The sequence below is a fragment of the Nonomuraea sp. NPDC047529 genome, assembly GCF_040642995.1.
Taxonomy (GTDB): domain Bacteria; phylum Actinomycetota; class Actinomycetes; order Streptosporangiales; family Streptosporangiaceae; genus Nonomuraea.
The window spans coordinates 1-11,488 of record NZ_JBEYTJ010000026.1; the positions used below are offsets into that span (position 1 = coordinate 1).

Consider the following 11,488-nt stretch of genomic DNA (forward strand, 5'->3'; position numbering starts at 1 on the left):
TGGCCCTGTGGCTGGCCTGGGGGCCGGGCTTCACGTTCCTGGACGGCGGCACACCCTCCGAGCCCGTGGGCCGCGCGTACGGCACGATCGTCACCCGCCGCTTCTCCGTCGCCCGCGGCGACCGGCCGTGCGTCCCCTGGCAGGTGGGCCAGGCGGACGTGCACCCGCGCGGCAAGGCCGCCTTCGCGACGCTGACCCTGGCCTACGCCTGCCCGGACGGGGGCGGGCCCACGATCTCCAGCGCCCTGTTCCCCGACGCCGAGTCGTTCGTCCACAGCACCCAGACGCTCCTGCGCTACGACCTCGACGGCGACAGCGGCTCGGCCGTCCTGACCGCCGGGAGCCCGACCCTGCGCGTGGGGGAGTGCGCCGCGACCGGCCAGATCGGCGAGTTCTTCCTGCTCGGCGTCGAGCACCTCGTCCTAGGGCTGGACCACGTCTTCTTCCTGCTCACCCTGATCATCGGCGCCCGCGGGGTGCGGGACGTCGTGGTCACCGCCTCCGCCTTCACGGTCGCCCACAGCATCACGTTCCTGCTGGCCGCGATGGGCGTGGTGAACGTGCCCGGCGCGGTCGTCGAGCCGGTCATCGCCGCCTCGATCGTCGTCGTCGCGCTCGCGAACCTCCTGGGCCGCGACCGGCCGGGCGCCTGGCGGCTGCCGGTCGTCTTCGCCTTCGGCCTGATGCACGGCCTGGGGTTCGCCGGCGCGCTCGACATCCGCGAGAGCGGGTCGTGGGAGCTGCTGCTGTCGCTGCTGAGCTTCAACGTCGGGATCGAGGTGACCCAGCTCGCGATCATCGCCGTGCTCTTCCCGCTGCTGGTGCTCCTGCGGCGGACGGCCGCGGCCCGCTGGACGTCGGCCGCGGTGTCGCTGTCCATCGTGGCGGTCAGCCTGTACTGGTTCCTCGACCGGATCCCGCTCCCGCTCTGAGCGCCCACAGGCGACGGGCCCCCCAGGCGAGCAGGGCCAGCACGCCGACCAGGAGGTATTCGATGGCCGGGATCCTGATCGCCTCGTTGGTACCGGCCAGGTCGCCGCGCAGGGCGTAGACGACGATCAGGGCCGCCGCGTAGCAGCCGGTCAGCGCCCAGCGCGCGGCGCGCGACAGCCCCAGGCCGTGCATCTGGGTGATCACGAAGACGCCGAGGAAGCCGAACAGGAACATCGGCCACAACCCGTCCGGGCCCGAGGTCATGACGGCCACCAGGGTGCCGTGGACGACGACGGCCAGCTCCAGCGTCACCGTCCAGTAGCGGTTGGTGTGCGCCCTGGTGAGGAACAGGCTGCCCTGGAGCAGCAGCAGGAACATGTAGAAGAAGCCGATCAGGTGGCCGGGCGTGGACTCGGCCGGGTGGTACCAGAACGTGTAGACCGCCGCCCAGCTGAACAGGTAGCCGTGGTAGCGGCGGGCGAAGTCGACGATCTCCCGCTTGATGGGCGCGGGCTTGCCGAGGAACAGGCCGCGCCGCCGGTTCTCCATGATCAGGACGACCACCAGCAGCAGGATGACCGAGCCCTGGGAGCTGTAGATCGACACGTCCTGGGCCAGGCCGTCGTAGAACAGGTGGGTCTGCGCCGTGTGCAGGGCGATGAACCCGGTGTTGACCGCCAGCGCGACGACGTTGACCGGGTGGAGGCCGGCTGAGTAGCGGCGGACCCGGGTCTGGGCGTAGTGGATGAGCCACCAGGACACGATCTGGTGGGCGGCGTAACCGGCCCAGGCCGACAGCCTGGTCCACATGGTGGGCTCGGGCAGCTTCCAGTAGTACCAGGACGCGCCCTGGTCGGGCAGCAGCACCACGTCGTCCAGCCACCGGCCGAGGAACCAGATCAGGCCGGTCAGGACGGCGCTCGCGACCACCCCCGCGACGAGTACCGTCTCAGGACGGAGCGCGGCTAACGTTTTCTTTCTATGATGGAATACTTCCACGATAGAAATATAAGGGGTGACATGACGGCGTATGACCTGATGGTCCTCATCCGCCGGCTCAACGTGGAGAGCGACCGGTTCGTGGAGGGCTTCGCCGTCGGGCACCGGCTGCACAGGACCGACATGAACGCCCTGGTGGTCATCCTCGACGCCCACCGCGCCGGCCGGCCGCTCTCGCCGGGCGGGCTGGGTGCCGCCCTGAACCTCAGTGCCCCCGCCACGACGGCCCTCCTCGGCCGGCTGGAACAGGCCGGTCACGTCGTACGGCGGCGTGACGAGGGCGACCGCCGCAAGGTCGAGGTCGTCCTGAACGAGCAGGCCGTCGAGCTGGCGGGGGCGTTCTTCGCCCCGCTGGTCCGCCACCTCACCGCGGCGATCGACGCGTTCACCCCGGCGGAGCGGGAGGTCGTCGGCAGGTTCCTCGCGGACGCGATCGAGGCGACCGTGGCGGCCAGGAAGGAGCACGAGGCATGAGCGCGTCCCGGTCGATCGTGATCACGGGCGGCACCCGGGGGCTCGGGTTCGGCCTCGCCCGGTCGCTGACCGCCCTGGGGCACCGGGTCACGGTGTGCGGCACCGACCCCGTCCGGGTGGCCGAGGCGGGGGCCGAGCTCGGCGTGCCCGCCGTCGTGGCCGACGTCGCCGACCGCGCCCGCCTCCAGGACCTCTGGGACGAGGCCGTACGCCGGCACGGGCGGGTCGACATCTGGGTCAACAACGCCGGGATCTCCCACGACCGCCTCCCGCTGTGGCGGCTGCCCGCCGACGAGGCCCGCGCGGTGACGGAGGTCAACCTGCTGGGCACGGTCAACGGCTGCGCGGTCGCGGTGGCGGGCATGGCGGCGCAGGGCGGCGGCCACGTCTGGAACATGGAGGGGCTGGGGAGCGACGGCCGCACGGTGCCAGGGCTCGGCGTCTACGGCGCCACCAAGCGGGCCGTGACGTACCTGACCCGGGCGCTGGCCAAGGAGGCTCCCGAGGGAGTGACGGCGGGCCTGCTCAGCCCCGGCATGGTGGTCACCGACCTGCTGACGCACGGCTACTCGCAGGCCGAGCGGGCGCGGGCGGCCAGGATCTTCGCGATCCTCGCCGACCCGGTGGAGACCGTGGCGCCGTGGCTGGCCGAACGGGTGGTCGGCCGGGCCCGCAACGGCGCCCACGTGCGGTGGCTGACCCCGGCCAAGATCGCCTACCGCTTCGCCAGGGCCCCCTTCACCCGCCGCACCTGACCGACCGGCCCGTGCCTGACCGACCGGCCCGTGCCTGAAGGACCGGCCCGCGCCTGGCATGCCGGGCCGCGGCCGCTCAGCCTTCCTGTTTGCGGACCAGGAAGCCGCCGCGGCCGTCGAGTTCCACGGCGTAGACGGCGTCGAAGCCGTCGGAGGCGCGCGGGCGGCGCAGTCGCCTGAGCGTGGCGAAGAGGCCCACCTCCGGGACCCGCGCCCGGCCCAGGCGCTCGGCGTTGCGCTGGAGGGACACCTTCACATTGGGCGGGAACCAGTAGGCCACCACCCGCGCGCCGTGCTCCCGGCCGGCCACGATGAGCGGCTGCCACTCCTCGGGCGAGGCGTTGGTGTTGTCCACGGCCACGTTCCGGTCCTCCTCCAGCGCCTCGCGGATCAGCCGGAGCTGGCGGTGCTGACGGCGGCGCGCGTTGGGGAAGTCGTCCTTGCTCACGTGCGCGTGCGTGGCGGCCAGGCAGCGCCGGTAGAAGGTGGACTTGCCGGAGGCCTGCAGGCCGATGAGTACGGCCACCTCCCGATCGATCATGATTCCACCCTATTGCTCCCTGGACAGGCTAACGTCGTTAGCCTAGAGTGTGGCTAACGACGTTAGCCAAGGAGGACATCATGACCGCAGTGACCGTCAGGCGGGTGGCCGGCCGTTCCGGGTGGGCGCTGCTCGCCGCCTTCTGCCTCGCGTTCCTCGTCTTCGAGGTGGCCAAGTACGGAGGCGTCACGCCGGTCGGCTCGGCGTTGTTCGTGCTGGCGCCGTACGCGACCAGGTTCCGCGGGCCGGCGGTGCTGCACGACCTCGCTCACCGTCCGTGGATCCCGCTGGCCGTGCTGGTCGGTTACTCGGTCTCGCCGCTGGGCTGGGTGCCGGTCTTCACCGCGGGGCTGGCCTGGATGACGTACGTCGCGGTCGCCCGGTTCCTCGGTCACGGGCCGAGGAGCGCGCGTGGCTGACCTGTCGCCGCGCGCCGGGCAGATCGTCGCGGCGGCGCGCGAGCTGGTCGAGGCGGGCGGGGCGGAGGCGCTGACGATGCGCGCGCTGGCCGCGCGGCTTGGGATCCGGGCGCCGTCCCTTTACAAGCACTTTCCCGACAAGTCCGCCGTGGAGGCCGAGCTCATCGCCATCGCCCTGGCCGAACTGGCGGTCGCCCTCGAACGCGCCGAGCGCGCCGAACGTGATGGAGGCGAGGATGACGGCGGTGGCTTGGGGGCTCTCGGGCGGGCCTATCGGGCGTACGCGTTGGCTCATCCGCATCTGTACCGCCTGATGAGCGCCGGGCCGCTGCCGCGTGACCTGCTGCCCGCCGGGGTGGAGGAGCGGGCCGCGGCGCCGCTGGCGCGGATCGTGCGTGGCGAGGCCGCCGCGCGTGCCGTCTGGGGGCTGGCCCACGGCCTGGTCGTGCTCGAACTCGACGGCCGCTTCCCGCCCGGCGCGGACGTCGAAGCCGCCTGGGCCGCCGGGATGTCCGCGTTCACGGCGTCCATGACCGCTGTCCGCTGAGCGGGATGGCCGTGGGGTGGTCGGGCGTGCGGTGGTCGGGCGCGGTCAGGGGCGGTCAGGGGCGGGGGTGCAGGCCGTCCAGGATGAGGGAGAGCAGGCGGTCGGCGCGGGCCGGGTCGGGGGTGGCCTGGGCGATGCCCGCGGCCAGCTCCACCAGGTCGGACACCTCGACGTCCGCGCGTACGGCCCCCGCCTCCTGGGCGGGCCGCAGCAGCCGCGAGGCGGCGGCGCGCAACATCGCCCAGCAGTCGACCCCCGCGCCGTCCTGGGTGAGCATCATCCGCGCGCCGAGCCCCCGGTCGGTCATCGCGTGCGCGACCAGCGACCGCAGCCAGGCCACCAGCGCCTCGCCGGGCGGCAGCTCCTCGCCCGCCTCCTCCGCCCGTGCGCACAGCCGGGCCAGCCGCCCCTCGAACACGGCCACGAGCAGCGCCTCGCGCGTGGGGAAGTGCCGGTAGAGCGTGCCCGCCCCGACGCCGGCCCGCCGGGCGATCTCGTTGAGCGAGGCGTCGGGCCCCTCCTCGGCGACCACGGCGATGGCCGCCGCCACCAGCTGGTCGTAGTTGCGGCGCGCATCGGCGCGCATCGCCCGTGCCGGCACTGGACACTCCCGCGGGTTGAATCGGAGAACATCTCCGATTATAGTCCCCGACGTAACCGGAGAGGCTCTCCGCATAGACGGGACGGTGTGACCCATGACCGACAACCCCCACCACGACGACGGCCCCCGCCTGGGCAAGGTGGGCCTGTGGACGTTCGCCTTCGACGACCGTCCGGCCGGGGAGCTGCGCGACGGCGCGGCCGAGATCGAGGAGCTGGGTTACGGCGCGCTGTGGTTCGGCGAGGGGTTCGGCCGCGACTCGGTGAGCCAGTCGTGGCTGCTGCTCTCGGCGACCAGGCGGATCACGGTGGCCGCCGGCATCGCCAACATCGCCCTGCGCGACCCGATCAGCATGGCCGCCGCCGAACGGGCGCTCAACGAGGCCCACCCCGGCCGGTACGTCCTGGGCCTCGGCGGCCACCGCATCAGCGACGGGCCGATCCAGATGGACGGCTACGCGATCCCCAGCCTCGGCCGGGCGGTGACCACGATGGGCGGCTACCTCGACGCCATGGACGCCGTCCCGCTGAACTCGCCGGCCCCGGAGCGCGCGCCGCGCCGCATGCTGGCCGCGCTCGGCCCGAAGATGCTGGACCTGGCGGCCAGGCGCACGCTCGGGGCGCACACGTACTTCGTGCCGGTCGAGCACACCGCGCGGGCCAGGCAGGCCATGGGCCCCGGCGCCCTGTTGGCCGTCGAGCAGGCCGTCGTGCTGCACCCCGACCCGGCCAGGGCCCGTGAGCTGGCGGCCGAGCACGTCTTCTTCTACCGCACCGGCGCCCCTCACCAGGCCGCCAGCCTGCGCAGGCTCGGCTTCGGCGAGGACGAGATCGAGCACGGCAGCGACCGGCTGGTGGACGCGATCGTGGCCCACGGCGACGTGGAGGCGATCGAGAAGCGCGTACGGGCCCACCTCGACGCGGGCGCCGACCACGTGTGCCTCCAGGTGCTCACCGACCGCCCCGGTGAGCCGCCCCTGCCCGAGTGGCGCGAACTGGCCGCCCTGACGTCCCTGTGAGCGTCGTGCTCGGCGGCCAGCGGGTTCAGTCCGCGGCGGCCCGGTAGCCGGTGGCGCGGAACAGGAACGAGGCCCACGACCGGTAGGGCCGCCACGACTCGGCGATCCTGCGGTAGGCGCTCGCCGGGGCGTCCTCGGGCAGCCCGTACGCCTTGCGCAGGATCCCGAACAACCGGGGCTCGTCGCCGGGGAACGCGTCGGGCGCGCCCGCCCCGCGGATCAGGATCAGACCGGCCGAGAACGGCCCCACGCCGGGCAGCGCGCGCAGCTCGGCCAGGGCGTCCTCGGGGGCGAGCGAGCGCAGGTGCTCGGTGGTGAGCACGCCGTCGAGCGCCGCCCTGGCCAGCCCGCGCAGCCACTCCTCCTTCTGCGCCGGCAGCCCGAGCCCGCCCGCGTCCACCAGGCTCACCGGCGGCGGGAACGCCTGGTACGCCTGCCCGTCCACGGTGACGGCCGCGCCGTAGCGGTCGGCGATGCGCTGCTTGATCCGCGAGGCGACGAGCATCGACGAGCGTTGCACGATCACCGCCCAGCAGGCCGCCTCCCACGGGCTCCAGAAGCACACCGGACGCAGCCCCGGGCGGTGCCGCTGCACGTCGCCGAGCACCGGGTCGGCCTCGCCCAGCTCGGCGAAGCCGCCGGCGTCCACGTCGAGGGAGAGGATGCGCGCGATCTCGCCCCGGATCGCCGGGCCGGGGGCGCGGGTGGTGGTGACGGCGACGCCGCCGGGAGCGGCGGTCACGCTCACCCCGATCGGCAGCCAGTCGGACTCGGCGCAGTAGGCGAAGCGCAGCGCCCGGCCGTCGGAGGGCAGCGCGCTGGTGGCCGGCCAGTCCTCGACGAAGCGCAGCGTCGCGCCGAAGTCGAACGGGCCCTCCGCGGTGAGCGTGAATCCGTGGGTGGTCATGGGCCGTATGGTAAGCGGCGCGGCGTACCCGGCTGACCGTCCGTGTGGCCTCCGGCGCGCAGGGTAGGGCGCTGGGACAGAGCCCGCCGCGCCGGCCCGAGGAAGGACACGAGGTCATGTCCGAGCTGCTGACCGGGGACTTCTACGAGTTCGAGAACCTGCTCTCGGCCGACGAGCGCGAGATCCTGCTGCGGGTGCGCGCCTTCCTGCGGGAGAAGGTCGTGCCCGTCGCGAACGACTGCTGGGTGCGCGCGGAGTTCCCCGTCGAGCTGGTGAAGGGCTACGCCGGCCTCGGCGTCGCGGGCCTGGCCCACCCCGAGTGCCCCGGGCCCCGGCCGAGCGGCCTGCTCAGCGGCTTCCTCGCCCTGGAGATGGCGCACGCCGACGCCTCGATGGCCACGTTCTTCGGCGTGCACACCGGGCTGGCCATGGGCAGCATCGCCGAGTGCGGCTCGGCCGAGCAGCGCCGGCGCTGGCTGCCCGCGATGAGCAGGATGGAGAAGATCGGCGCGTTCGCGCTGACCGAGCCGACCGGCGGCTCCGACGTGGCCGGCGGCCTGCGCACGACGGCCAGGCGCGAGGGCGACACGTGGGTGCTCGACGGCGCCAAGCGCTGGATCGGCAACGGCACGTTCGCCGACCTCGTCGTCGTCTGGGCACGCGACGCCGACGACGGCCGTGTCAAGGGCTTCGTGGTGGAGAAGGGCGCCCCCGGCTTCACCGCCACGAAGATGGAGAACAAGATGGCCCTGCGCACGGTCCAGAACGCCGACATCACGCTGCGCGGCTGCCGCGTCCCCGAGTCCGACCGGTTGCAGGAGGCCGGCTCCTTCCGGGACACCGCCAGGGTGCTGCGCCGCACCCGCAGCGGGGTCGCCTGGCAGGCGGTCGGCATCATGATCGCCGCGTATGAGATCGCCCTGGCCTACGCCAAGGAGCGCGAGCAGTTCGGCCGCCCGATCGGCTCCTTCCAGCTCGTGCAGGACCTGCTGGTCAGGATGCTGGGCAACGCCACCGCCTGCTTCGGCATGGTCGTCCGCCTGGCGCAGCTCCAGGACGCCGGGATCTACCGGGACGAGAACTCGGCGCTGGCCAAGGCGTACTGCACGACGCAGATGCGCCAGGTCGTCGGGTGGGCGCGGGAGCTGCTGGCGGGCAACGGCATCCTGCTGGACCACGACATCGCCAGGTTCGTCGCCGACGCCGAGGCGATCTACTCCTACGAGGGGACCAGGGAGATCAACACCCTGATCGTCGGCCGGGCCGTGACGGGGATCGGGGCCTTCGTCTGACCCGGCCGGCGAGCAGGCCCGCGCTAGTCGCGGACGGAGGCGGGACGCTTTCGGTCGCCCTTCACGGCCGCCTGCCGGGTGTCCCAGGTCCGGTAGAGGATCGACCGCGCGGCCACCACCACGCAGAACACCCCGAGCAGCAGCCCCCAGGTCACGTCCGAGAAGAAGTGCATGCCGCGGTAGAGCCGGGAGAAGGCGACGATCAGCGGGGCCGCGATCCCGATCGTCCAGATCACCACCTGCAGCGCCCGGTTGCGTACGTGCGTCGTCAGCACCAGCGCCAGCCCGCAGTAGAACGCGACGGCGGCGCTGACGTGTCCCGACGGAAAGCTGGAGGTCGGCGGCGCGGGGTCGAGGTGGTGCACCGGCGGGCGGCTGCGGCCGACCGGCTCGGTGGTGGCCAGGAAGACCAGCGACTGGCCCCAGACCGCGGCGATCATGAAGAACGACTCCCGCCAGCGCTTGTACACCAGCCGGAACAGGATCACCGCCACCGCCGTGAACGCCACCACGTAGGGCGTGTCCGACAGGCTGGTGCCGTAGTCGGTGAGCGTGTTCCACAGCGACGTGCGGATCGAGGCGAACTCCTTGCTCACGGCCACGTCGCCGGGCTGGGGGACGCCGACGATGAGCAGCCCCATGCCGTACGAGACGGCGCCCATCAGCACCAGAGGTAACACCAGCGACAGCGCGTAGTACCGGACATGCTCAGCTTTGCTCATCGGGCACCTTCACCGGTTCGGGTTCCATACCTTCCGACAGCGGCGCGGTGGGCCTGCGGCCCGTGTCACGCCGCCACGTCTCGAACGCCGCCGCGGTCGCGGCGATCACCGCCACGCCCAGCACGATCCCCGCCACGACGTCGCTCACCCAGTGCACGCCGAGGGCGATCCTGGTGAAGCCCACCGAGACCACCACGAACCAGGCCAGCACCCAGGCGAGCCGCCGCCCCCACCGGGGCAGCATCGGCAGCAGGAGCAGGGTGACGACCCCGGCCCCGAGGGTCACGTTGACCGCGTGGCCGGAGGGGAAGGAGTCGCCGGGCGCCAGGGCGACGGGGTCGGGCAGGTGCGGCCGCACCCGCGCGACGAGGATCTTGAGGCCGAGCCCGATCAGGCCGCCCGCGGTCACGGTCGTGATCGCCCACAGCGCCAGCCTGCGCCTGCCGTGCATCAGCAGCCAGACCGTGAACGCGCCCACCGCGATCCGCCACGGCCACGGGCCGAACAGGTCCGTCCAGACGATGAGCACCCGGGTCACGCCGGGGTGGGCGAGCGCGTACTCGTGCAGTTCGCGGGCCGCTCCGGCGTCCAGCTCGTTGAGCGGCATCTTGGCCACGACGAGCAGCAGGGAGAACGGGATCATGATGAGCGCGACGGCGAACGCCGCGACCGTCATCCGCGGCCCCAGCCTGTGGAGCAGGAACGTCTTCATCGGAACCTCCGCGATCTCCGCAGCTCCGGCGGCCGGCCGTCGGGGTCGACGGCGAACCGGTAGAGCGGCATGGCCATCGCCCTGCGGACCCTGGACAGCGTGGGGGCGGGGTGCGGGCGTAACCGGCCGGCCGGGCGCGGTCCCCGGCAGCCGGAGGAGTGCCAGTCCTCCAGCCGGGCCGCCGACCCGGCGAAGGCGTCGAACGCGGCGACCGGGTCGCACAGCTCGTCCCGGCCGGCTTCGGACTCCTCGTCCAGGTGCTCGGACATGAGCGTCAGCCGCAGGTCGCGGGCGAACCTCAGGGCGCCGTGCGGCGGCCTCGGGTCCTCCCGCTCGTCCAGGACGGCGCAGCTCAGCTCCGAGTCGTAGGTCCACGAGCGCAGGTTGACGTTGTCCGACCCGACCGAGGCCCACACGTCGTCCACCACGCACACCTTGGCGTGCACGTAGACGGGGGTGCCCTGATGGTTCTCCAGGTCGTAGATCGCGACGCGGTCGCCGCCGGCGCTCGTCAGCCGGTTCAGCGCCTCGACCCGGCCGATCAGGCTCGCCGGGCCGGCCAGCCAGCCGTCCTGGTCGGGGTGGCGCGGGACCACGATGATCATCCGTAGCTCCGGCTCGCGCTCCAGCGCCTGCGCGAACGGCTCGATCACGTCCGTGGACCACAGGTACTGGTCCTCCAGGTACACCAGCGACCGGGCCCTGCCGAGCACCTTGTGGTAGGCGTGGGCGATGCTGCGCTCCCCGTCCGGCGCGAACGGGTACGCGCTGTGCCGGGCCGGATAGGTGCGCAGGAGCTGCACGTGGTGCGTGCCGGCGCGCGGGGGCGGCGGTCCCGGGTCGGGCAGCGGGGGAGCGTCGTCCAGCCTGCTCAGATGGTCGCGCAGGCGGCGCAGCGGGTCCCTGGTCTCGGGGGCCGGGTCCTCCCAGCGTTCGCAGAAGGTCTTCTCCACCTCGGCGACCGCCGGGCCGTGGATGGCGAGCTGGATGTCGTGCCAGGGCGGGCGGGGGCCGTACACGTCGGGCATCGGGCAGGACTGCGGGTCGCCCAGATGCTCGGCGTCGTCGCGGCGGCTGTGGCACAGGTCGATGCCGCCGACGAAGGCCACGTCCGCCGAGGGGTCGCGGTCGTGGCGGAGGATGACGAACTTCTGGTGGTGCGAGCCGCCCGGTTTGGTCCGCGTGTCGAGCATCGCCTGCCCGTGCGCGTTCTCGATCTTCTCGCCCAGGTGCCGGTTCTCGGCCGCGCTGAAGCGCAGGCGGTCCAGGTGGGAGCGCCAGATGAGGCCCCTGACGATGACGCCGCGCTCGGCCGCGGCGCCGAGGGCCGCGCTCACCGTGGGCCCGTCGTCGGTCAGCCGCTCGTCGGGGTCGCCCCGCCAGTCGGCGAACAGCAGCAGGTCGTCCTTGCGCAGCGCCGCCAGGCGGCTGTTCAGCTCGGCGAAGTACGTGGCGCCGTGGATGAGCGGGCGTACCTCGTTGCCGCTGGACCAGGCGTCGAGCCCGGTCGCCCGGTTGTCGCGTTCCTCCTCGGTGAGGAACCAGTCCTGGATGCGCATTCGGCCACC

The 11,488-nt window shown here is 73.0% G+C and carries 14 protein-coding genes; 7 read left to right on the top strand and 7 right to left on the bottom strand.

Annotated elements, in window-relative coordinates:
• Positions 1–932: HupE/UreJ family protein (locus ABZ815_RS33180; protein ID WP_357704955.1), on the top strand; the 932-nt coding region annotated here is incomplete at its 5' end.
• Here ABZ815_RS33180 and ABZ815_RS33185 read toward each other — a convergent pair.
• A complete protein-coding gene (locus ABZ815_RS33185; protein ID WP_357704958.1) occupies positions 889–1,863 on the bottom strand; it encodes a hypothetical protein in 975 nt (324 codons plus the stop codon). The two genes, ABZ815_RS33180 and ABZ815_RS33185, sit on opposite strands and share 44 nt — an antisense overlap.
• A 90-nt stretch (positions 1,864–1,953) precedes the next feature.
• Between ABZ815_RS33185 and ABZ815_RS33190 the strand changes: the two genes are divergently transcribed.
• Together ABZ815_RS33190 and ABZ815_RS33195 are read left to right on the top strand one after the other, a co-directional pair.
• Entirely contained in the window at positions 1,954–2,406 is a 453-nt protein-coding gene (locus ABZ815_RS33190) for a MarR family transcriptional regulator (RefSeq protein WP_357704961.1), read from the top strand.
• The gene (locus ABZ815_RS33195) at positions 2,403–3,161 is read left to right on the top strand and encodes an SDR family oxidoreductase (RefSeq protein ID WP_357704964.1); all 759 of its coding nucleotides are present in this window, start codon (positions 2,403–2,405) and stop codon (positions 3,159–3,161) included. Before ABZ815_RS33190 ends, ABZ815_RS33195 begins: the two co-directional genes overlap by 4 nt.
• Before the next feature lie 76 nt (positions 3,162–3,237).
• Here the strand turns inward: ABZ815_RS33195 and ABZ815_RS33200 are convergent, their stop codons facing one another.
• Positions 3,238–3,702, bottom strand: a complete 465-nt coding sequence (locus ABZ815_RS33200; RefSeq protein ID WP_357704967.1) for an ATP-binding protein — start codon at positions 3,700–3,702, stop codon at positions 3,238–3,240.
• Between the two features lie 80 nt (positions 3,703–3,782).
• Here ABZ815_RS33200 and ABZ815_RS33205 point away from each other — a divergent pair, with 80 nt between their 5' ends.
• On the top strand, positions 3,783–4,121 hold the full coding sequence (locus tag ABZ815_RS33205) for a hypothetical protein (RefSeq protein ID WP_357704970.1): 339 nt from the start codon (positions 3,783–3,785) through the stop codon (positions 4,119–4,121).
• Positions 4,114–4,668 (top strand): TetR/AcrR family transcriptional regulator, encoded by a 555-nt coding sequence (locus tag ABZ815_RS33210; protein WP_357704972.1) that lies wholly within the window; start codon positions 4,114–4,116, stop codon positions 4,666–4,668. The genes ABZ815_RS33205 and ABZ815_RS33210 overlap by 8 nt, the downstream gene beginning before the upstream one ends.
• A 55-nt stretch (positions 4,669–4,723) precedes the next feature.
• Here the strand turns inward: ABZ815_RS33210 and ABZ815_RS33215 are convergent, their stop codons facing one another.
• The gene (locus tag ABZ815_RS33215; RefSeq protein WP_357704975.1) at positions 4,724–5,269 is read right to left on the bottom strand and encodes a helix-turn-helix domain-containing protein; all 546 of its coding nucleotides are present in this window, start codon (positions 5,267–5,269) and stop codon (positions 4,724–4,726) included.
• A 94-nt stretch (positions 5,270–5,363) separates the two neighbouring features.
• Between ABZ815_RS33215 and ABZ815_RS33220 the strand changes: the two genes are divergently transcribed.
• On the top strand, positions 5,364–6,287 hold the full coding sequence (locus tag ABZ815_RS33220) for a TIGR03620 family F420-dependent LLM class oxidoreductase (protein ID WP_357704978.1): 924 nt from the start codon (positions 5,364–5,366) through the stop codon (positions 6,285–6,287).
• A 25-nt stretch (positions 6,288–6,312) separates the two neighbouring features.
• Here the strand turns inward: ABZ815_RS33220 and ABZ815_RS33225 are convergent, their stop codons facing one another.
• Positions 6,313–7,194 (bottom strand): hypothetical protein, encoded by an 882-nt coding sequence (locus tag ABZ815_RS33225; protein ID WP_357704981.1) that lies wholly within the window; start codon positions 7,192–7,194, stop codon positions 6,313–6,315.
• Positions 7,195–7,310: 116 nt separating this feature from the next.
• Between ABZ815_RS33225 and ABZ815_RS33230 the strand changes: the two genes are divergently transcribed.
• Complete coding sequence (locus ABZ815_RS33230; protein ID WP_357704983.1) at positions 7,311–8,486, top strand: acyl-CoA dehydrogenase family protein; 1,176 nt, start codon at positions 7,311–7,313, stop codon at positions 8,484–8,486.
• A 23-nt stretch (positions 8,487–8,509) separates the two neighbouring features.
• Here the strand turns inward: ABZ815_RS33230 and ABZ815_RS33235 are convergent, their stop codons facing one another.
• Genes ABZ815_RS33235 through ABZ815_RS33245 form a run of 3 tightly spaced genes read right to left on the bottom strand, consistent with a single transcriptional unit; the run spans position 8,510 to position 11,479 of the window.
• Complete coding sequence (locus tag ABZ815_RS33235) at positions 8,510–9,208, bottom strand: phosphatase PAP2 family protein (RefSeq protein WP_357704985.1); 699 nt, start codon at positions 9,206–9,208, stop codon at positions 8,510–8,512.
• A complete protein-coding gene (locus ABZ815_RS33240; RefSeq protein WP_357704987.1) occupies positions 9,195–9,920 on the bottom strand; it encodes a phosphatase PAP2 family protein in 726 nt (241 codons plus the stop codon). The genes ABZ815_RS33235 and ABZ815_RS33240 overlap by 14 nt, the downstream gene beginning before the upstream one ends.
• Positions 9,917–11,479, bottom strand: a complete 1,563-nt coding sequence (locus ABZ815_RS33245) for a phospholipase D-like domain-containing protein (RefSeq protein WP_357704989.1) — start codon at positions 11,477–11,479, stop codon at positions 9,917–9,919. Before ABZ815_RS33245 ends, ABZ815_RS33240 begins: the two co-directional genes overlap by 4 nt.
• Positions 11,480–11,488 lie beyond the last annotated feature (9 nt).

Bases quoted from the DNA above. Each gene is read 5' to 3' on its own strand.
- ABZ815_RS33245 (WP_357704989.1), bottom strand. From the start codon at position 11,479: ATGCGCATCCAGGACTGGTTCCTCACCGAGGAGGAACGCGACAACCGG.
- ABZ815_RS33195 (WP_357704964.1), top strand. From the start codon at position 2,403: ATGAGCGCGTCCCGGTCGATCGTGATCACGGGCGGCACCCGGGGGCTC.
- ABZ815_RS33240 (WP_357704987.1), bottom strand. From the start codon at position 9,920: ATGAAGACGTTCCTGCTCCACAGGCTGGGGCCGCGGATGACGGTCGCG.
- ABZ815_RS33190 (WP_357704961.1), top strand. From the start codon at position 1,954: ATGACGGCGTATGACCTGATGGTCCTCATCCGCCGGCTCAACGTGGAG.
- ABZ815_RS33225 (WP_357704981.1), bottom strand. From the start codon at position 7,194: ATGACCACCCACGGATTCACGCTCACCGCGGAGGGCCCGTTCGACTTC.
- ABZ815_RS33230 (WP_357704983.1), top strand. From the start codon at position 7,311: ATGTCCGAGCTGCTGACCGGGGACTTCTACGAGTTCGAGAACCTGCTC.
- ABZ815_RS33220 (WP_357704978.1), top strand. From the start codon at position 5,364: ATGACCGACAACCCCCACCACGACGACGGCCCCCGCCTGGGCAAGGTG.
- ABZ815_RS33205 (WP_357704970.1), top strand. From the start codon at position 3,783: ATGACCGCAGTGACCGTCAGGCGGGTGGCCGGCCGTTCCGGGTGGGCG.
- ABZ815_RS33200 (WP_357704967.1), bottom strand. From the start codon at position 3,702: ATGATCGATCGGGAGGTGGCCGTACTCATCGGCCTGCAGGCCTCCGGC.
- ABZ815_RS33235 (WP_357704985.1), bottom strand. From the start codon at position 9,208: ATGAGCAAAGCTGAGCATGTCCGGTACTACGCGCTGTCGCTGGTGTTA.